Below are 19,527 nucleotides of genomic sequence, written 5' to 3'. Positions count from 1 at the left end.
TTGCAACGCAAAAGGCCGGCGCTTTCACGCCGGCCTTTTGCGTTGCGTCGAACCGGGGTTCAGCCGTTGACAACCAGTCGCTTCTCGTCGCGACCGCTCTTCATCCGCTCGGCCAGCAGGAACGCAAGTTCCAGCGCCTGGTCGGCATTGAGCCGCGGATCGCAATGGGTGTGGTAGCGGTCCTGCAGATCGCCGGCCGTCACCGCCCGGGCGCCACCGGTGCATTCGGTCACATCCTTGCCGGTCATCTCGATATGGATGCCGCCCGGATGGGTCCCTTCCGACCGGTGGATCTGGAAGAAGCTTTCCACTTCCGACAGGATCCGCTCGAAAGGACGGGTCTTGTAGTTGTTGAGCGTGATCGTGTTGCCATGCATCGGATCGCAGGACCAGACGACCTTGCGGCCTTCACGCTCGACGGCACGGATCAGCTTCGGCAGGCCATCAGCAACCTTGTCGTGACCGAAACGCGCAATCAGCGTCAACCGGCCCGGCTCGTTGGCTGGGTTCAGTGCGTCGATCAGCTGGATCAGATTGTCCGGCTGCAGCGACGGACCGCATTTGAGGCCGATCGGGTTCTTGATGCCGCGGAAGTATTCCACATGCGCGTGGTCGAGCTGGCGTGTGCGGTCGCCGATCCACAGCATGTGGCCCGACGTCGCGTACCAGTCGCCCGATGTCGAGTCGACGCGCGTGAAAGCTTCCTCATAGCCGAGAAGCAGGGCTTCATGGCTGGTGAAGAAATCTGTTTCGCGCAGGCTCGGCTGGTTGTCGGCCGTGATGCCGATCGCCCGCATGAACTCCATCGTTTCGCTGATCCGGCCGGCCAGCATGCGATAGCGCTCGCCCTGCGGACTGTCCTTCACGAAGCCCAGCATCCACTTGTGGACGTTTTCGAGGTTGGCATAGCCACCCATCGCGAAGGCCCGCAGAAGGTTCAGCGTTGCCGCCGACTGGCGATAGGCATCCAGTTGGCGCTCCGGGTTCGGAATGCGTGAGGCCTCGGTGAAATCGATGCCGTTGATGATATCGCCGCGGTAGGACGGCAGCTCGATATCGCCCTGCTTCTCTATATTGGACGAGCGCGGCTTGGCGAACTGACCGGCGATGCGGCCGACCTTCACGACAGGAAGCTGCGCACCGTAGGTCAGCACGACAGCCATCTGCAGGAACGAGCGGAAGAAGTCGCGGATGTTGTCGGCGCCATGCTCGGCAAAGCTTTCGGCGCAGTCTCCGCCCTGCAGAAGGAAGGCATCGCCTTCCGCCACCTTGGCCAGCTGGGATTTCAGGCGGCGCGCCTCACCCGCAAACACGAGCGGCGGGAATGTGGAAAGCTGCGCCTCGGTTGCTTCCAATGCAGCCATGTTCGGATAGTCCGGAACCTGCTGGATCGGCTTGTTCCGCCACGTGCTCGGGGTCCAGTTCTGCGCCATGATACTCACCTGTTTCCACCCCGGCTCCCCCGCCGGGCAAAGCTTCAAATTTTGCGGGGCTTATAGACCGAACGGCCTCGTTTGCATAGCGGGTAGATAAGCGCCCGGCCGGGCTTCCACCAGTGCAACAAACGACGTCGAACCATCTCACATTGCTAAATTATAGTCGTCCCGGTCCAAGCAGACCTCAGACCCGCTCGCCATTCTTGATGCGGTAGCTCGGAGTGTACATGGTCACCAGTTCCTCCGAAGCCGTCGGATGCACCGCCATCGTGCGGTCGAAATCGTCCTTCGTCACCCCGGCCTTGAGGCAGATACCGATCAGCTGCGCCATTTCTCCGGCCTCGTGGCCGAGGATGTGGGATCCGATCACCTTGCGGCTCTCGGCATCGACGATCAGTTTCATGATCGTCTTTTCCTGCCGGCCGGAGAGCGTTGCCTTCATCGGCCGGAATTCCGCGCGGTAGACTTCGAGCTCGGCATAGCGCTTGGCCGCTTCCTCTTCCGAAAGACCGACCGTGCCGATTTCCGGCTGCGAGAACACCGCCGTCGCAATCAGCTCGTGATCCGGCTTGGTCGGGTTGTTCCTGAACGCGGTCTCGATAAAGCACATCGCCTCATGGATCGCGACCGGCGTCAGCTGTACCCGGTTGGTGACATCGCCGAGCGCATAGATGTTTTCGATATTGGTGCGCGAATACTCGTCAACGACGATGGCTCCGAGATCATCCACCTCGACACCGGCAGCCTCAAGCCCCAATCCATCGGTGTTCGGATCACGACCGAGCGCCAGCATCACCGTATCAACGGCAAGCGTTTCGCCGCCCATTGTCGACGCGATGAGATGACCGGCCGGAGATTTCGTCACCTCGGCGATCACGTCGGTCAGAATGACCCGCATCCCCTTGTCTTCCATCGCCTTGCGGAGTCCGTGGCGCATGTCCTGGTCGAACCGCGACAGGATCTCCTGGCCGCGATAGATCAGCGTCACCTCGACGCCGAGGCCATGAAAGATGTTGGCGAATTCCACCGCGATATAACCGCCGCCGGCGATCAGGATCGATTTCGGCAGTTCCGGCAGATCGAAAGCCTCGTTGGACGAGATGCAGAGCTCGTAGCCGGGAAGGGCCACATGCGGGTTGGGCGTGCCGCCCGTGGCAATCACGATCTTGTCCGCCGTCACGGTTCTTCCGGATTTCACCACGCGCACCGTATGGGCATCGACAAGCTCGGCCCGATCCTCGATCGCCTCGGCGCCGCTATTGGAGAGGTTGCGCTTATAGATCGCCTCGAGCCTCGCGATTTCGGCATCCTTGGCCGCGATCAGCTTCTTCCAGTCGAAGCTGGTTTCGCCGACCGTCCAGCCGAAGCCGACAGCATCTTCGAAATGCTCCGAGAACTGCGAAGCGTAGACAAGCAGCTTCTTCGGCACGCAGCCGCGGATGACGCAGGTGCCGCCGAACCGATATTCCTCGGCCACGGCAACCGTCTTGCCGAGCGACGCGGCAACGCGCCCTGCCCTGACGCCACCGGAGCCTGCACCGATCACGAACAGGTCATAGTCATAGGCGGTCATGGCAGGCTCCTGAAGAAAGAACATGGGTGGGATGCTTGGGGCATAGATAGGTGCCAGCCACATATAATGCTGCAGCCGCCATAAACAAAAGCCCGGATTTCTCCGGGCTTTTCAGAAGTCTTTTGAATCAGTCGATCAGGGCTTGGCAGCAGGCGTCGGAGCCGGCTTGGCGCCAGCCGCCGCAGGTGCCGGCGTATCGACGACAGGTGCCTTGATCGGGTTGGCATCGATAACGCCGCGCAGCTTGGCGGTCGCCTGGGTGTTGAGGTCGCGCGAAATGCCGTTGGCCCAGATTTCAGCCGCACGTCCGAGTTCGCGGGCAACCAGCGGCTGGTTGTTCAAAAGCTTCTTGCCGGCTTCGGTCGTGAAGAAGGTCGAGATCGTCTTCAGCTCATCCACGGAAAAGCTTTTGGCGTAGATCGTCGCGGCTTCCTTTTCGAGATCCGCACGACGCGGAGCAAGCGCCAGCGCCTCTTCGTCGACGATGGCGTTGATCTGTTCCTGGAAGTTCGGCGAAGACTGGATAAACTGACCCTTCAACGCTTCGGCCATGTTGGGCAGAATGTTGTCGAACCGATCGGTGACGTTGAGCGAAGCGATAGCATCGCGCGCAGCCGCCATATGGGCCTCAGGAATTTCCTGGGCCTGAGCAGAAACGGAAACGGCGCCGGACATCACAATTGCGAGGGCGGCAGCACGGCCAAGAACCGCGAATTTGATCATGGGTTGATTGCTCCTAAGGTTATTTCGCCTTCAACGTCCGCGCACCAGCCTCGCCGGCGATGATCGCAAAGGACGCGATGTGAATGAACAGCCCGTGCTCGACGACGCCGGGAATGAGATGAAGTTGAGCTGACAAGGCCTCTGCATCAGGAATGCGGCCAAAAGATGCGTCAAGAATATAGTGCCCGCCGTCGGTGCGAAACACATCTTCGCCACCGCGGCGCAGCTTCAGTTCGCCGGAAAGACCAAGCCTGGAGGCCGCCTTTTCGATGGCAATGCGTGTCGAGGCCATCCCGAACGGATTGATCTCGATCGGCAGCGGAAACGCGCCGAGGGTTTCCACGACCTTGCTTTCGTCGGCAATCACGATCACCTGAGCAGACGCCGCCGCAACGATCTTTTCACGCAGCAAAGCCCCGCCGCCGCCCTTGATCAGGGTCAGGTTCCCGTCCACCTCGTCGGTACCGTCAATCGTCAGATCGAGCTCCGGCAGTTCGTCGAGCGATTTGAGGGGAACGCCGAGTTCGACGCAAAGGCGGGCGGTCCGCTCCGAGGTCGGCACGCCGAGAACCTTCAAGCCGCCATGCACCTTTTCGGCCAGGAGACGAACGAACTCTTCGGCAGTCGAGCCTGTGCCGATGCCAAGACGCATTCCGTCTTCGACATATCCCAGCGCAGCCTCAGCCGCCTTGACCTTCATTTCTCGGGCGTCCATCCGCCAAAAGCTCCAGAATGTTCCTGCGGTCGCTGTTTACACGGCTCTTTTGACAAACGAAAGAGCCTAACGTCTTGCACACAGGCTTGCTGAGGTTTTGCGGCGTCGCCGGATCCGTGTTAGTCGCTGCCTTGCTTTTTTCTGTGTTGATATTCCAGCCGGCATTCATCGAAACCAAGAGGCACCCGTGAAAACTCCCCTCGTCATCTTCGATCTGGATGGTACCCTCGTTGATACCGCGCCCGATCTCATCGATAGCCTCAATCACACGATTGCCGCGGCCGATCTGCAGCCTGTCGCCTATGAGGACATCACCCATCTCGTCGGCCAGGGCGTGCGGATGATGATCGCCCGCGCCTTCCACCTGCGCAACACGCCGCTCGACGACGAACTGGCCGCGCGGCTTTTCGATCGCTTCATGGCGCATTACAAGGCGAATATGCCGGGCAAGAGCAAGGTCTATCCGGGTGTCATCGACTGTCTTGATCGCCTCGCATGTGCAGGCGTCCGGCTTGCCGTCTGCACCAACAAGCTGGAAGAACTGGCGCTGCCGCTGATGCACGGCCTTGGCATTGCCTCGCGTTTCGACGTCATCACCGGCGGAGACACGTTTGCGGTCCGCAAACCCGATGCCGGGCATATTCTCGGCACGATCGAGAAGGCAGGCGCCGACCCGGCATGCAGCATCATGATCGGCGACAGCATCAACGACATCCTCGCCGCGCAAAATGCAAGGATTGGTTCGATCGCCGTCAGCTTCGGCTATTCCGACGTCCCGGTCGTGGACCTCAACGCTGACATCGTCATTGATCACTTCGACGATCTGACCGTCCAGGTCATCCGGCAGATGATCTGAAGTCGATACGAACGAAAACGGCGGCTCGAAGGCCGCCGTTTCCAATTGGACGTCAAGATTTTCAGCTTTAAGCCGAACGTGCCTTCGTGGTTGCCTCGAATGCCTTTCTCACGGCCGCGTCGCGATCGTAGACGTCGTCGAAATACTCGACCTTTCCGTCCTTGTTCGGCCATGCGGTAAAGTAGGAAACGTAGACCGGGATCTTTGCGGTCACCTTGGCCGCAACGTTTTCACCACCGGCGATCCGAGCATCGACCTCCTGCTCGGAAATGCCGAGGACGGCCGCAGCCATCTTGCGCGGCTCTGCAAGTCTCACGCAGCCATGGCTGAGCGCACGCATGTCACGCTGGAAGAAGCTCTTCGAAGGCGTGTCATGCATGTAGATCGCATGGGCGTTCGGAAACAGGATCTTCAGGTCGCCGAGAGCATTGTCGCTCGACGGAGGCTGACGAACCGAGACGTTCTGGGTCGAAGTGTACCAGTTGACGCTGCGCGACGGCACAGCCTTGCCATTGACCGCGACTTCATAGCCGAGACGATCGAGATAGGACGGGTCCGCGCGAAGCTTCGGCAGCATCTCGTTGACGATGATCGACTGCGGCACGCCCCAGTATGGGTTGAACTCGACAGTCTCGATCTCGTCCTGGAAGAAGAACGTCTGATGCGCCTTCGATCCCACAACTGTGCGCATCGAGAACTGCTCGACGCCGTTCTCGTTGTAGTAAACGCGGAATGCAGGCTGGTTGATGAACACGTAGCGCTGACCGAGATCGCTCGGCAGCCAGCGCGCCTGTTCCATGGCGACCACAAGCTTTTCGATCTTGTCCTGCGACGTATGGCCGACCATCTTGCGAACGGTCGCCGCACCGATGACGCCATCGGCCTTCAGGCCTGCTTCGCTCTGGAACGTCTTGACCAGATCGACCAGCTCGGGCGTGTATTCCGGCGTCTGCTGGTAGCTCGCAAGCGTCGCTTCGTGCTTGGTCTTCAGCGCATCGGACCCCGAATGCTGGATCGCCGCAACAACAGCTGACAGATCAGGGCTGCTGTTGCCCGGCTTCAGGAGCAGATTGTCCGGGAGCTTCACGGCGGTCGCTTCACTCGCAGCTTCAGCACGCAGCCTGACAAGCTCGGCTTTCAAAGCCGTGAAATGCCGATCCTGCGGAGCAAGGCCTGCAAGATAGGCGCCGGGTTCCTGACCTGTCGCCAGGAAAGCCATGACGCCATTCAGATCGACGGTCTTCAGCTTGAAGTCGTGGAATCCGGAGATCTTGTTCGGATCGATACGCCCGCGCGTCATATCCTGCGCAAACAGCAATGCCTTGGCAGACAGAGCAAGCTCGAACTGCATCAGATCGCGGTCGTGACCCTCGGCCGGACCGGCGGCAGGTGATGCTACGGCAGGCGTTTCAGCCGTGGTGGTAGCTGTGTCCGGCGTGGCAGCGACGGGTGTGGCGGTTGCCGCTTCCGGCGCCGCGGCGGAGGGGGTTGCGGGGTCGACACTGGCCTCGGCTTCAGCCGACGCAACCGGCGCTTCGGCCGGCGCGACGCTGGCGGTCGTCAGGTTCGGAACCTTCAACGCGTAGTCGGCGGGATCCAGACCGAAGTCGGCGGCCTTTTCCAGCACGCTGATCAGCGCCCGCGCATGGTCGTTGGCATCGCCGCCGGAGACCCAGAGCGGAGCTGCGTTCTTGCTGTAATAGGCTTCGAGTGCGGACGCGATCGCAGACGGGGCCGATACCTTTGCCTGCGCGATCAGCCGGGTCGCATCGGTCGCTGAAGCCGCGGCAAAGCCTGCGGTCTGCACAGCCCGGCTGGCATCGGCTTTATACGTATAGTAGCGGGGTCCGGACACCTTCGGCAGCGGCTCGGGATCGGCCAGCGCCTTTTCGGTAGGAGCAACAGTCGTCACACCCGGAACGCCGTTGTCGGCGGCGCGGCTCTTGCCAGGGCCGCCTTTCAGGAAATCCATCAGAGTCAGGGCGTTGGCGGGGCCGGCCAGGACGGCAAAGGCCGAAATTCCGGAAACCAAAGCCAGAGCGAGCGAAGTCTTTTTGGTATCTTGCGGCAATTTTGTCCCCGTCATTTCCACCCGCTTGCAAATCTGCGGGATCAATTCATGCAGCCCGCCATCTATCCGATCGCGTGGCCTGTGGAAAGAAACGCCCGAGCACACACAAAGCCGGATCTGAGCGGCAAAGCATACGCGAACGCCGGCGAAGATTAAGAAATTATTCGTTAAATTTTCACCAATGGGTAACCTAGTTTATTTGGCCGACCATTGTTCCATCGGGCACAATTCCACGCGGCGTGACCGAAATGGCACGCGGACACGGTCACAAATCGACCCCGGCTGCGCTTGAAGTCACCCGGTAATGGTATAGTAATGCCGGCGCCGGTTTCGTGCCCGGCACGCGATAGTTCGCCCGCGTTCGCGGGCATGGGAGACAGAGGCGACACGATGACCACAACGCGCACCGAAACCGATACTTTTGGCCCGATCGACGTGGCCGCAGACCGCTACTGGGGCGCTCAGGCGCAACGTTCGCTTGGAAACTTCAAGATCGGCTGGGAAAAGCAGCCGCTGGCCGTGGTCCGTGCGCTCGGCATCGTCAAGCAGGCCGCAGCCGTTGCGAATATGGAACTTGCGGGTCTCGACCGGACCGTCGGCAAGGCGATCGTCGATGCCGCTCAGGAAGTGATCGACGGCAAACTCAACGATCATTTTCCGCTGGTGGTCTGGCAGACTGGTTCCGGCACCCAGTCGAACATGAACGCCAACGAAGTGATCTCCAACCGGGCGATCGAAGTCCTCGGTGGCGTCATGGGCTCCAAGAAGCCTGTGCACCCGAACGACCACGTCAACATGAGCCAGTCGTCGAACGATACGTATCCGACGGCCATGCACATTGCCTGCGTCGAAACCATCGTCCGCCATCTCCTGCCGGCGCTCAGGCATCTGCATGAGGCTCTGGAAGCCAAGGTGAAGGCGTTTGCCCACATCATCAAGATCGGCCGTACCCACACGCAGGACGCGACGCCGTTGACGCTCGGCCAGGAATTTTCCGGCTATGCGGCGCAGGTCGCGTCCGCGATTGCCAATATCGAGCTGACGCTCCCGGCACTCTCCAAGCTTGCTCAGGGCGGCACTGCCGTCGGCACAGGCCTCAACGCCCCGGTCGGCTTTGCCGAAAAGGTCGCCGACGAAATCTCGAAGATCACCGGCCTGCCCTTCGTGACGGCGCCGAACAAGTTCGAGGCGCTCGCCTCACACGACTCGATGGTGTTTTCGCACGGCGCGATCAATGCGGCAGCAGCCGCCCTGTTCAAGATCGCCAACGACATCCGCTTCCTGGGCTCCGGTCCGCGTGCCGGCCTTGGCGAACTGTCGCTGCCGGAAAACGAGCCGGGCTCGTCGATCATGCCGGGCAAGGTCAACCCCACGCAGTCGGAAGCGCTCACACAGGTCTGCGCCCACATCTTCGGCAACCATGCTGCCCTCACCTTCGCCGGCAGCCAGGGGCATTTCGAGCTGAACGTCTACAATCCGATGATGGCCTACAACTTCCTTCAGTCGGTTCAGCTGCTCGGTGATGCTGCCGTTTCCTTTACCGACAACTGTGTCGTCGGCATCGAAGCGCGTGAAGACAATATCCGCAAGGGCGTCGAAAACTCCCTGATGCTGGTCACCGCGCTGAATTCCAGGCTCGGCTACGACACCTGCGCGAAGATCGCCAAGACCGCGCACAAGAATGGCACCACCCTGCGTGAGGAAGCCGTTGGCGGTGGCTATCTGACGAACGAGGAGTTCGATCAGTATGTCCGTCCGGAAAACATGATCGGCCCCAAGTAAATCGGTCGCTAGAGCGATGACGGGGTCGGTCAACCGATAGGCCCCGTCGTCAAGATTACATCCGGAATGAGCTAGATCGAACCATATGTTTTGCTCGCATGGCAAGCTCAGCCAAGATTTGCACTTTCACGCAATATAACATAGAATCATAATTAAAATAACGCGTACAAAATTGCGCAAATACAAACTGCTCTTAATTGTTTTCCAATATTCGTCACATATAAATTTATCCACACAGTGGATGAGGTCTAGTGGGGGTCGTCGATGACGACGGGTGTGGCGCCGAAGGCGCAATCCAGTGATTTGATCAGTCAAGTCATATACGCAATTCGGGCGATGGGGGTCGCTTCGATACCGCGTAATTATCAGCTATTCTATGAAGCTTACATCGGCTCCAACCCCGAGCTGGCACAGGATCTTGCGGCGCTGGGCTCACGCGCGACGCAAGAGGAACTCGACGACCTTTCTGCCCGGCACCTGGGAACGGGTCAGGTCGATGTCATCGAGAAGGCGCATGACCGCATCTTGACGGAGCTGGACTCTGTCTTGAAGCTGTTGCGTCAGGAACAGGCGTCGCTCGAAAGCTACAGCCGTCTTCTTGGCGAGACCGCCGTCCGTATCAATGCCAAAAGCAGCTTTTCGAGCGAGCTGATCCGCAACGCCGTCAGCCTCCTCAACGATGCCACCGGTGACAAGATCGCGCAGGGCGAAAAGACCGCCGGCGACATGGAGCAACGCTCGCAGGAAATGGATCAGGTTCGCCGCGAACTCGACGAGTACAAGCGGATCGCCAATACCGATTCCCTGACGCGGCTTTCCAACCGACGCGCCTTCGACGAGCGCCTAGCAACGATCTTCGACCATGCGCCAAGCCTGCCCGTGACGGCGCTGGTCCTTGCCGACATCGACAATTTCAAGAAGATCAACGACAGCTACGGCCATCCGGTCGGCGACAAGATCCTGTCGACCGTCGCCTCGGTCATCCGTTCGAACGTCCGCAAGGAAGTCTTCGTCGCACGCACAGGCGGCGAGGAGTTTGCGATCATCGTTCAGGGCAACACACCCGACGAGGTCATGATCATCTGCGAGCGGGTGCGTCGTGCTCTCGAAACGCGCGCCTTCCGCAATTCCCGCTCAGGCATCAACTATGGGCCAGTCACCATCTCGCTCGGATACTCGATGGCCTCGCAGGCAGCCGATCCGGGCGATCTCTACGCCCGCGCAGACACGGCGCTCTATCATGCCAAGAACTCCGGACGAAACCGGACCGTCTTCTACGAAGACAGCATGACCAAGGATTACGTCAGCAAGAGCTGGCTGATCTACAAGAAGTGACCGCCTGCCCTCACCACATCGTCTTGGCGGCACGGTCCGCCCAGTCGCGGTCATAGGTCTCCTTGTCGAAGTCGGCCTTTGCCGCCTTCAGCAAGGTGCCGGGCGTCGGAAGGGTCTTCGGGTCAACAAACCGAGCTGGGTTCCACAGTTCCGACCGCATCAGCGCCCGCGCGCATTGGAAATAGACCTCGTCGATAGCAATCACCGTTACGCTGCGCGGGTGCTTGCCGTCCATCTCGAAGCTTTGAAGCAGTCCGGGTTCCACCGACACCACCGCGCGACCATTGATCCGCATCGTCATCGTCGAGCCCGGCACGAGAAACATCAGGGCGACCCGCGGATCTCGAACGATGTTGATCAGCGAATCGATGCGGTTGTTACCACGCCAGTCCGGAAGCGCCAGCGTCCGCTCGTCCTCGATCCGCACCACCCCGCCGAGATCGCCGCGCGGCGAGCAGTCGATCCCTTCCGGCCCGACGGTTGCCAGCGCCACGAACGGTGATGCCTCGATCATCTGCCGATATTCAGCCGTCAGGAAGCGGGTCACCTTGGCAAGCGATGCCTCGCTGCTGTCGCCATAGATCGCCTTCAGTTCGTCGACCGTCGTGATAACCGTCATCTTGCTGCCCCTTGCGCCGCGTCCTGTGCGGCCGCCCGTCGTTCCCGTTCGCGCGCCGTTTTGGCGGCGATGATGTCTGCGGGTTGCGCATTGCCCTTGATTAGCGAACGGCCGGCATAGATGCCGCCGACCTGTTCCAGCGCGAACCGTTCGCGATCGATCTCGCGGAACTCCTCGACCATCTGAAGCGCGGTCTCGTCGGCCTCACCCAGAGCGCGCAGAACCTCGCCTCCGAAGCTCAGCGCCGAATCGTAGGTTTCGCGGATCTGGTAATCGACGCCGGCCTTCAGAAGATCGATCGCATGACCGCGGTCATAGGCGCGGGCGAGAACCGGAACGAGCGGGAACTCTTCCTTGACGATCTCGGCGATCTTCAGCGCCGCTTCCTTGTCGTCCACACAGATCAGGATCGCCCTTGCCGTCGCCGCACCGGCTGCATGCAGGATCTCGGGTCGGACACCGTCACCGTAATAGACCTTGAAGCCGAAATCGCCGATGTCGCGGATAAACTCCGCATTGCTGTCGATGATCGACAGCGTATAGCCTCGCGCCAGAACCGGCTGGCTGACGATCTGTCCAAAACGCCCGAAGCCGATCAACAGCACCGTATTTTCGATATTCTCTGGCTCGGCCAGACCGCTCGTATCCACTTCCGGCTTCGGCGCGGTGCGCACGTAGATCGCCACGACCAGCGGCGTCACTGCCATCGAGATGACGATCGTCGCCGTCAGCACGGCATTCGTATCGGAATCCAAGATGCCGACGGAGGCCGCCGCCGCGTAGAGCACGAACGCGAATTCGCCGCCCTGCGCCATCAGGATCGCACGGCCGAGACCTTCGGCGTGGGACGTGCCGAGCAGCCTTGCGACCCCGTAGATCACCAGCCCCTTGACGATCATGTAGGCGATCACGGCAAGGAGAACGTGCTGCCAGTTGGCGGCAATCACCGACAGATCGACCGCCATGCCGACGCCGAGAAAGAACAGACCCAGCAGAATGCCGCGAAACGGTTCGATATCGGCCTCGAGCTGATGCCGGAAGGATGATTCGGACAGGAGAACGCCCGCAAGAAACGCGCCCATCGCCATCGACAGTCCCGCAAACTGCATCAGCAGCGCCGATCCGAGCACGACGAGCAGAGCCGCGGCGGTCATCACCTCCCGCGCACCGGAATTGGCAAGCAGCCGGAAGAACGGGTTGAGCAGGTATCGCCCGGCAAGAACGAGTGCGGCAAGCGCTGCAAACCCGATGCCGACCGATTGCAGCCGCTCGGTCAAGGATACGGCCTCGCCCTGCGCCGCGAGGAGCGCGACGATAGCCAGCAGCGGCACGATGGCGAGATCCTCAAACAGCAGGATCGCAACGATATGCTGGCCCTTCGGCGTGTGCAGATGGTTGCGCTCCTGAAGCATCTGCATGACGATTGCCGTCGAGGTCAGGACGAAGCCGGTGCCGGCGACGAAGGCGACAGGCGCCGGATAACCGAAGCCGATCCCGACAGCCATCAGCAAAACAATACAGGCGCACACCTGAAGTGCGCCAAGCCCGAAAATATCCTTTCGCATGCTCCAAAGCCGCGATGGCTGCATTTCCAGGCCGATGACGAACAGGAACATGACGACGCCGAGTTCGGCAATGTGCAGGATCGCCTGCGGATCCGAGACAAGCTTCAGTCCAAAAGGCCCGATCGCCAAACCAGCGGCGAGGTAGCCGAGCACGGATCCGAGACCGATCTTCTTGAAGAGGGGTGCCGCAATAACCGCTGCCCCGAGAAGCGCGACGACCTGAACCAGATCGCCCGCATTTGATTCCGCTGCCACCCCGACAATCCCCTTTGTTTTCGAAATCGCTTTAGCGCGTCTGCGTGACACTATCGCGGCTCAGTCCCTTGGCCGCCAGATCATTTTCGTAACCCTGGAAAAGCGCGTCGCCCTCGGTCCCTAGCTCGCGCAGATAGCGCCAGGTAAAGATACCGCTGTCATGGCCGTCGTCGAACGCGATGCGGACCGCATAATTGCCGGTCGCGACGACGTTGCGTATGCCCACAAGGCGCTTTCCCGGTACCGTCACCTTCTGGTCCGGGCTGTGGCCCTGAACTTCTGCGGAAGGCGAGAGCACGCGCATCATCTCGGCGGACAGGGCGTAAGACGCACCGTCTTCAAAGCGCACGGTCAGTGTTCTCTTGTCCGGCGAAACCCGCAATTCCGTCGGCCAGCTGTCGTTGGGAACGTCAGTCATGTTTCTCTTCCAATTTGAATGTCTCACGATTATGGACTTCGCTCATGCCTCGCAAGCCCGTTCGCCGTGAACGGTCCATCATCACGTTAAGGAGTACAAACCTTGACGTTGCCCCGGATCGGACCCAAGTTCTGGCGTCAGGAGTATTTACCCGTGAATTCATTTGTCATACCGCCACTGACTGCCGGCCCTGCCGCGACCAACGCACCGATGATCGACAAGTTTGGTCGCGCGGTGACCTATCTGCGTGTCTCGGTCACGGATCGCTGCGACTTTCGCTGTACCTATTGCATGGCGGAAAACATGACGTTCCTGCCGAAAAAGGACCTGCTGACGCTGGAAGAGCTCGACAGGCTCTGTTCGGCCTTCGTCGCAAAGGGCGTCCGCAAGCTTCGGCTAACCGGCGGCGAACCTTTGGTGCGCAAGAACATCATGTATCTGGTCCGCTCGATCGGTCGCCACATCGAAGAGGGCAATCTCGACGAGCTGACGCTGACGACGAACGGCTCCCAGCTCGCCCGCCATGCACAGGAACTCTACGATTGCGGCGTGCGTCGCATCAACGTCTCGCTCGATACGCTCGATCCCGACAAGTTCAAGACCATCACACGCTGGGGTGACTTCTCCAAGGTCATGGAAGGCATCGATGCGGCGCAAAAGGCGGGCTTGAAGATCAAGCTGAATGCGGTCGCGCTCAAGGATTTCAACGAATTCGAGATCGCCGACATGCTGCGCTTTGCGCATGGCCGCGGAATGGACCTGACGGTCATCGAGACCATGCCGATGGGCGAGATCGAGGAAGACCGCACGGACCGCTATCTGCCGCTGTCGAAGCTGCGCGCCGATCTCGAACAGCAGTTCACGTTCACCGACATCCCCTACAAGACCGGTGGCCCTGCCCGCTATGTCGAGGTCGCCGAAACCGGTGGCCGCGTCGGCTTCATCACGCCGATGACGCATAACTTCTGCGAAGGCTGCAACCGCGTCCGCCTGACCTGCACCGGCACGCTCTACATGTGCCTCGGCCAGAACGACGCTGCCGATCTTCGGGCAGCGCTGCGCGCATCGGACGATCCGGCCGTTCTCTCGGCGGCGATCGACGAGGCGATCTCGCGCAAGCCGAAAGGCCACGACTTCATTATCGACCGCAACAACCGCCCGGCGGTGTCGCGGCACATGAGCGTCACCGGCGGGTGATGTAAACGAAGCAAAGTCAGATGTGAAAAGAGCCGGCTTGAGCCGGCTCTTTGCATTTTGGGACTGCAGCGATCGCCTCAGGCGACGTCGCGTCGCTGCTGATCGCGCCGGTCATAACTGCCCATGCCGAACTGTGCATGCGGTTCGCGGGTCTTGAACCGCTCGATCTTTTCGGAGAGAACGCCGACCCGTTGGCGCAGGCCGTGGATCTCGGCATTGTTTTCTTCCACCATCGCGGCGTTCCGCTGGGTGATGTGTTCCACTTCCTGAACCGCGCGGGTGACTTGGCTGATCCCCGTCGACTGTTCCTCGGCAGCATCGGAGATCTGCGTCACCAGTTTGCGCACGTCGGTCACATGGGCGATGATCTGCGAGAGCGCGCCACCTGTCTCTTCAACCAGGTGCACGCCATTGGTCACCTGAGCGGAACTTGCCGAGATCAGCCCCTTGATTTCGCGGGCAGCGCCTGCGCAGCGTTGCGCCAATTCGCGGACTTCCTGCGCGACCACGGCAAAACCGCGACCCGCCTCACCTGCGCGTGCGGCTTCGACACCGGCATTGAGCGCAAGCAGGTTGGTCTGGAAGGCGATCTCATCGATGACGCCGATGATGGTTGCAATCTTCTCCGACGACCGGCTGATCTCGCCCATGGCGCCGACAGCGCGTGCCACGACCTCGCCCGAACGCACCGCAAAAGCTTCAGTCTCGTTGACGGATGTCGAGGTTTCGCGAGCGCTCTGCGCCGTTGCGCGGACGATGTCGCCGAGATGGCGGAGCGCACGCGAACTCTGCTCGAGTGCCGCCGCCTGCTGCTCGGTGCGCCGGGCAAGGTCGTCGGCGGACGCCGCAAGATTGCCGGTGCCGCCTTCGATCTCGTCGGCCGTGGAACGAACGTCGGCAAGCGTGCCGCGCAACTCTTCGACGGCGCGGTTGTATGTGCGGGCCATCTCGATGAAATCCTCGGGCAGGTTTTCATCCATGGTCTGCTCCAGGTCGCCTTCGGCAAGCTGGCCGAGAACGCTCGAGAGAGCGGTCAGCGCCTGACGCTGTTCGGCGGCAATCCGGGCACGTTCGCTTGTGCGGCGGTCCGATTCGGCGCTCGAAAGCTCACGTGCCGACGTCGCCTCTTTTTCCAGCCGAATGTTCTCCAGCGCCGAATCGCGGAACACGCTGACCGAGCGCACCATGTCGCCGATCTCGTCGCCCCGCTCGCGGCCTTCGATCTTCACATCGAGATCGCCATCGGCCAGACGCTTCATGATCTCGGTGACGCGGCGCAAAGGTCCGCGCAGCGTCTCGACCAGCATGAGGCCGCCGGCGATGGCAAGCAGCGTGCCCGCCACCATGGCGATCACGGAAACGGTGGCCGAACGCTCGCTGTCCGCCTTGCCGACCTCCTGCGCCTGCGCCACGAAGTTCTTGAGGCCGGCCATGCCCGCCGTCAGCGTTTCTGTCGCCTTCGTGCGTGCCGCAGTCCATTCACCAGCGTTGACAATCGTCGTCGCCGTGCTCTTGTCCAGCGCGCTCAGCAGTGTCGCAAGGGTCGGTCCAAAGTCGCGGGTGGCGGCATTGCGTGAATTGAGTTCGGAGACTTTTGCGCTTGTTGCCCTCAGCGCCACGATGTCGGCAATGATATGCGAACGTGCTTCATCGGTCGGCACCGTCATGAAACGCTCGGCATGCAGCTGCATCGCGTTCGAAATCTGGAGCGACTGGTCGATCTGGTCGAGAACGCTCTTCAGCACTTCCACCTCGCCTTCGAGATCGACGAAACGCTCGGCTGCGTCACCGGATTTCTTCGTCACTTCGGCGGCAAGTTCCCCCTGCGGTCTCATGAAGGCACTTGTCGCAATGCGCAGAGCCTGGGCCTTGTCGGCAACCGGCTTGTCGCTGGCGATGACGGCCAGAAGCTGATCGGCCGACTGCTCGATCGGCGCCATGGCCGCCTTGCCGTTGGACGACAGCATCGGAGCGACGATCGCGAATTCCTTTTTCAGAGTGTGGCCGTAAAGCTCCGCGCCCTTGACGGTGGCTTCGTCGGTTTCGGAGGCCCGCACGGCATTGCGCAGATTTTCCAGCCGACGCGCGACGGATCGATACGCGTAGGCTTCAAACAGCTGCCGCTTGGCGAATTTCTCTTTGCCGTCAAACTGTTTCTGGATGATCTCGACCTGCTTGTCGACGCCGTTGGAAGCATCGCGCACGCCTTTGAGGATCTGATTGATCTCCTCGACATTGCGCTTGCGCATCTGTTCGATCGCCCACAGCCCATCCGTGTCGGCTGAGAGCTTAGCCGCAAGCTCGCGGACAACGGCTATCCGGTTACGGTCACCCTCGGTCTGCAACAGCCCTTGCAACCGGCCGACGCCGTCAGCCTGACGCGCGATACTGGACCGCAGGGTCGCGACGGTCTGATCCGACGGAGCCTCGGTGAATGCCTGAAGCGATGACTGGAGATCTTCGAAATCGCCGATATTTTCGATCGTGGCACGCGTCACGGTCATATGACCGTTCAGCGTTTCGGCCGTATAGAAGCCAGCCATTCCCACGCCTGCAATCAGAAGCACCAGTGGCACGACGAAGAGAAGAACCTTGGTGACAATTTTGCGTCTTTGAAGCAGACGATCGACGAATGACATGGAACCCCCGGGTTGTTGAGTAGCCCCCGGCTCCGCTGTTCATTCGCGGGTTATCCAGCAAGCGCCCCCACGTCATGCGGGTAACATTGCTGCACACAATCTGCAAATTCGGTTGAACAAGCGTTAACTCAAGGACGTCCGAGTTGCGATTTCGCAAGAACGGGGACATGTGGCTGCTGGCGGACCGTTTGAAGCTGCGTTAAGACGGCGCGGTCCCGAGGAGACATCATGAGTCTGTCCGAAAACGCACGCGGCGCCCTGGTTATGGCGTTCGCCATGGCGGCATTTACCTTCAACGACGCTTTGGTCAAATCCGTTACGTCAGAGCTCAGCATTGCACAGATCATTGCCGTGCGCGGGGTCATGACCACAACCCTCGTCTATTTCATCGCGCGCCACCTTCGCGCGTCGATTTCGCTAAAAACGCTGAGCCATCCCCTCGTCCTTTTGCGAGGATTTTGCGAACTCGGCGCCACCCTTGCGTATTTCACCGCGCTCGCCCGGCTCGAATTTGCCACCGCTGCCTCCATCATGCAGTCGCTGCCACTGGTCGTCACGCTCGGCGCAGCACTCATTTTTCGTGAACCGGTTGGCTGGCGGCGCTGGAGCGCGATCGGGGTCGGGCTCGTTGGCGTCCTTCTCATTCTGCGCCCCGGCGCGGAAGGATTTTCGGCGGACGCTGTCTATCCGCTCATCGCTTTATGCTTCACCGCCTGCCGCGACCTGACGACCCGGCGGATCAGCGCCGAGATTCCGACCATCAGCATCACCTTCTTCACCAGCTTTGCCAACACGCTTCTCGGCATTATCCTGATCGTGCCGATGGGCGGCTGGCAACCGGTGAGCGCCGGCACCTTCTCCATTCTCGTCCTGACATCGCTCCTCGTTTTTGCGGGTTATCAGACCGTGATCATGGCGATGCGCACGGGAGAGGTCTCGTTTGTGACGCCGTTCCGCTACACGAGCCTGATCTGGGCTCTGGCGATCGGGATCCTGTTCTTCGGCGAGGAGCCGAGCGGCAGCATGCTTGCGGGAGCGGCAATCGTGATCGGCTCCGGTCTCTACACGTTCGCGCGCGAGAAAAAGAGGAAGCAGCAGGTCGCGACCGCCGCCGACGTCGCCCCGCCCGGCTCCACGCAGACGAGAGAAACGGGCCGATGATAACTGCCTTAAACAATCTCCCGGCTCTCATTCTCGCCGGCGGCCGATCCAGCCGCATGGGGCAAAACAAGGCTGATCTGCCGCTCGCCGGAAAGACGATCCTCGGCCATGTCGTCGATCGGCTCGCGCCTCAGGTGATATCGATCGTTCTGAATGCGCCCGAAGCCCCAGAGAATATTCGCGGGCTACGTCTCGTTCCCGACTTGAGACCGGGCCAGGCCGGCCCGCTCGAAGGCGTCCTGGCCGGTCTTTTCGACCTGCAGGCGCAGGACACCGATGCGTCCCATATGGTGACGGTCCCCTGCGACAGTCCGTTCCTGCCGCTCGATCTGGTGGCACATCTCAAAGCCGACGCTGGCCCTGAAACCATTGCCGTCGCTACGTCGGATGGTCGCACGCATCCCGTTTTCGCGCTCTGGCCGAAGTCGATCGCCGACGACCTCGAAAAATGGCTTGTTGATCCCGACAACCGTCGCCTCAGGGCATTTCTGGATCGCCATTCGACGGTCTATGTGGATTTCCCAATTCTCGACATCGGCGGCGACATGCTCGATCCTTTTCTCAATATCAACACTCCGGAGGATCTGGCCTTGGCCAAGCGCTTCACCGAGGCTCTGAGATGACAGTGCCGCCCCGTGTCTTTGGAATTGCAGGCTGGAAGAACTCCGGCAAGACCGGCCTTGCCGTGCGACTGGTGACGGAGTTCACCCGCCGCGGCTACAAGATCTCGACGATCAAGCACGCCCACCACGATTTCGACATCGACAAGGTCGGCGCCGACTCGTTCCGGCACCGTCAGGCCGGCGCGCATGAAGTCACGATCGTCTCCGGCACCCGGTTTGCCATCATGCACGAGCTGCGCGGCGATCCGGAACCCAGTCTGCAGGACGTTCTCGATCGTATCGCGCCCTGCGATCTGGTGCTGATAGAGGGCTACAAGCGCGAGCCTGTGCCCAAGATCGAGGCCCGAAGGCTCGAATCGAAAAGCCGCGAGCCACTGGCTCCGACCGATCCGCACATTGTTGCCATCGCTGCCGATCATGCGGTGGAGGGTACGTCCCTGCCCGTCTTCGATCTCGACGACACGGTCGCCATCGCGGATTTCATCGCGAACGTCGTTTCTCTCCCGCAGAAATGAAAACGCCCGGATAAACCGGGCGCTCTCTGATCAACTCTGGTGAA

At 60.8% G+C, this 19,527-nt stretch carries 16 protein-coding genes; 7 read left to right on the top strand and 9 right to left on the bottom strand.

The features are described 5' to 3' along the window. Positions 1 to 59 precede the first annotated feature (59 nt). From AC0JZ8_RS13320 to rpiA, 4 genes are all read right to left on the bottom strand, one after another. Complete coding sequence (locus tag AC0JZ8_RS13320; RefSeq protein ID WP_471892705.1) at positions 60 to 1,433, bottom strand: class II 3-deoxy-7-phosphoheptulonate synthase; 1,374 nt, start codon at positions 1,431 to 1,433, stop codon at positions 60 to 62. Between the two features lie 187 nt (positions 1,434 to 1,620). Further along, positions 1,621 to 3,009 (bottom strand): glutathione-disulfide reductase, encoded by a 1,389-nt coding sequence (gene gor, locus AC0JZ8_RS13315; protein ID WP_471892704.1) that lies wholly within the window; start codon positions 3,007 to 3,009, stop codon positions 1,621 to 1,623. 135 nt (positions 3,010 to 3,144) lie between these two features. Then, entirely contained in the window at positions 3,145 to 3,732 is a 588-nt protein-coding gene (locus AC0JZ8_RS13310) for a DUF2059 domain-containing protein (RefSeq protein ID WP_062580883.1), read from the bottom strand. A 19-nt stretch (positions 3,733 to 3,751) separates the two neighbouring features. Next, a complete protein-coding gene (gene rpiA, locus AC0JZ8_RS13305) occupies positions 3,752 to 4,447 on the bottom strand; it encodes a ribose-5-phosphate isomerase RpiA (protein WP_062456553.1) in 696 nt (231 codons plus the stop codon). A gap of 187 nt (positions 4,448 to 4,634) precedes the next feature. Here rpiA and AC0JZ8_RS13300 point away from each other — a divergent pair, with 187 nt between their 5' ends. After that, positions 4,635 to 5,303, top strand: a complete 669-nt coding sequence (locus AC0JZ8_RS13300) for an HAD family hydrolase (protein ID WP_471892703.1) — start codon at positions 4,635 to 4,637, stop codon at positions 5,301 to 5,303. A gap of 67 nt (positions 5,304 to 5,370) precedes the next feature. On the opposite strand, the gene AC0JZ8_RS13295 is transcribed toward AC0JZ8_RS13300, so the two are convergent. Beyond that, a complete protein-coding gene (locus tag AC0JZ8_RS13295; RefSeq protein ID WP_471892702.1) occupies positions 5,371 to 7,374 on the bottom strand; it encodes a L,D-transpeptidase family protein in 2,004 nt (667 codons plus the stop codon). Between the two features lie 390 nt (positions 7,375 to 7,764). Between AC0JZ8_RS13295 and fumC the strand changes: the two genes are divergently transcribed. Both fumC and AC0JZ8_RS13285 read left to right on the top strand, forming a co-directional pair. After that, positions 7,765 to 9,156 (top strand): class II fumarate hydratase, encoded by a 1,392-nt coding sequence (gene fumC, locus AC0JZ8_RS13290; RefSeq protein ID WP_062456547.1) that lies wholly within the window; start codon positions 7,765 to 7,767, stop codon positions 9,154 to 9,156. 264 nt (positions 9,157 to 9,420) lie between these two features. Beyond that, the gene (locus AC0JZ8_RS13285) at positions 9,421 to 10,491 is read left to right on the top strand and encodes a GGDEF domain-containing protein (RefSeq protein ID WP_062456544.1); all 1,071 of its coding nucleotides are present in this window, start codon (positions 9,421 to 9,423) and stop codon (positions 10,489 to 10,491) included. 10 nt (positions 10,492 to 10,501) lie between these two features. Here the strand turns inward: AC0JZ8_RS13285 and AC0JZ8_RS13280 are convergent, their stop codons facing one another. From AC0JZ8_RS13280 to AC0JZ8_RS13270, 3 genes are read right to left on the bottom strand one after another with little or no spacing between them, the layout of a single operon-like run. Further along, the gene (locus tag AC0JZ8_RS13280) at positions 10,502 to 11,110 is read right to left on the bottom strand and encodes a pyridoxamine 5'-phosphate oxidase family protein (protein ID WP_092660801.1); all 609 of its coding nucleotides are present in this window, start codon (positions 11,108 to 11,110) and stop codon (positions 10,502 to 10,504) included. Then, positions 11,107 to 12,930, bottom strand: a complete 1,824-nt coding sequence (locus AC0JZ8_RS13275) for a monovalent cation:proton antiporter-2 (CPA2) family protein (RefSeq protein ID WP_062456538.1) — start codon at positions 12,928 to 12,930, stop codon at positions 11,107 to 11,109. Before AC0JZ8_RS13275 ends, AC0JZ8_RS13280 begins: the two co-directional genes overlap by 4 nt. A gap of 31 nt (positions 12,931 to 12,961) precedes the next feature. Next, complete coding sequence (locus AC0JZ8_RS13270) at positions 12,962 to 13,348, bottom strand: gamma-butyrobetaine hydroxylase family protein (protein WP_113110589.1); 387 nt, start codon at positions 13,346 to 13,348, stop codon at positions 12,962 to 12,964. 210 nt (positions 13,349 to 13,558) lie between these two features. On the opposite strand from AC0JZ8_RS13270, the gene moaA reads away from it, so the two are divergent. Next, the gene (moaA, locus tag AC0JZ8_RS13265) at positions 13,559 to 14,545 is read left to right on the top strand and encodes a GTP 3',8-cyclase MoaA (RefSeq protein ID WP_113110841.1); all 987 of its coding nucleotides are present in this window, start codon (positions 13,559 to 13,561) and stop codon (positions 14,543 to 14,545) included. Between the two features lie 77 nt (positions 14,546 to 14,622). On the opposite strand, the gene AC0JZ8_RS13260 is transcribed toward moaA, so the two are convergent. Further along, positions 14,623 to 17,184, bottom strand: a complete 2,562-nt coding sequence (locus tag AC0JZ8_RS13260) for a methyl-accepting chemotaxis protein (protein ID WP_174196586.1) — start codon at positions 17,182 to 17,184, stop codon at positions 14,623 to 14,625. A 228-nt stretch (positions 17,185 to 17,412) separates the two neighbouring features. Between AC0JZ8_RS13260 and AC0JZ8_RS13255 the strand changes: the two genes are divergently transcribed. The 3 genes from AC0JZ8_RS13255 to mobB are packed head-to-tail and all read left to right on the top strand — an operon-like array spanning position 17,413 to position 19,483. Continuing rightward, complete coding sequence (locus AC0JZ8_RS13255) at positions 17,413 to 18,345, top strand: DMT family transporter (protein WP_113110591.1); 933 nt, start codon at positions 17,413 to 17,415, stop codon at positions 18,343 to 18,345. After that, on the top strand, positions 18,342 to 18,968 hold the full coding sequence (gene mobA, locus AC0JZ8_RS13250; RefSeq protein ID WP_197978030.1) for a molybdenum cofactor guanylyltransferase MobA: 627 nt from the start codon (positions 18,342 to 18,344) through the stop codon (positions 18,966 to 18,968). Before AC0JZ8_RS13255 ends, mobA begins: the two co-directional genes overlap by 4 nt. Continuing rightward, positions 18,965 to 19,483, top strand: a complete 519-nt coding sequence (gene mobB / locus AC0JZ8_RS13245; RefSeq protein ID WP_113110593.1) for a molybdopterin-guanine dinucleotide biosynthesis protein B — start codon at positions 18,965 to 18,967, stop codon at positions 19,481 to 19,483. The genes mobA and mobB overlap by 4 nt, the downstream gene beginning before the upstream one ends. Positions 19,484 to 19,527: the final 44 nt, after the last annotated feature.

The organism is Velazquezella soli, from assembly GCF_977018685.1.
This window is presented reverse-complemented; position numbering and strand designations above follow the sequence as displayed.

Bases quoted from the DNA above. Each gene is read 5' to 3' on its own strand.
- AC0JZ8_RS13320 (WP_471892705.1), bottom strand. From the start codon at position 1,433: ATGGCGCAGAACTGGACCCCGAGCACGTGGCGGAACAAGCCGATCCAG.
- gor (WP_471892704.1), bottom strand. From the start codon at position 3,009: ATGACCGCCTATGACTATGACCTGTTCGTGATCGGTGCAGGCTCCGGT.
- AC0JZ8_RS13310 (WP_062580883.1), bottom strand. From the start codon at position 3,732: ATGATCAAATTCGCGGTTCTTGGCCGTGCTGCCGCCCTCGCAATTGTG.
- rpiA (WP_062456553.1), bottom strand. From the start codon at position 4,447: ATGGACGCCCGAGAAATGAAGGTCAAGGCGGCTGAGGCTGCGCTGGGA.
- fumC (WP_062456547.1), top strand. From the start codon at position 7,765: ATGACCACAACGCGCACCGAAACCGATACTTTTGGCCCGATCGACGTG.
- AC0JZ8_RS13285 (WP_062456544.1), top strand. From the start codon at position 9,421: ATGACGACGGGTGTGGCGCCGAAGGCGCAATCCAGTGATTTGATCAGT.
- AC0JZ8_RS13280 (WP_092660801.1), bottom strand. From the start codon at position 11,110: ATGACGGTTATCACGACGGTCGACGAACTGAAGGCGATCTATGGCGAC.
- AC0JZ8_RS13270 (WP_113110589.1), bottom strand. From the start codon at position 13,348: ATGACTGACGTTCCCAACGACAGCTGGCCGACGGAATTGCGGGTTTCG.
- moaA (WP_113110841.1), top strand. From the start codon at position 13,559: ATGATCGACAAGTTTGGTCGCGCGGTGACCTATCTGCGTGTCTCGGTC.
- AC0JZ8_RS13260 (WP_174196586.1), bottom strand. From the start codon at position 17,184: ATGTCATTCGTCGATCGTCTGCTTCAAAGACGCAAAATTGTCACCAAG.
- AC0JZ8_RS13255 (WP_113110591.1), top strand. From the start codon at position 17,413: ATGAGTCTGTCCGAAAACGCACGCGGCGCCCTGGTTATGGCGTTCGCC.
- mobA (WP_197978030.1), top strand. From the start codon at position 18,342: ATGATAACTGCCTTAAACAATCTCCCGGCTCTCATTCTCGCCGGCGGC.
- mobB (WP_113110593.1), top strand. From the start codon at position 18,965: ATGACAGTGCCGCCCCGTGTCTTTGGAATTGCAGGCTGGAAGAACTCC.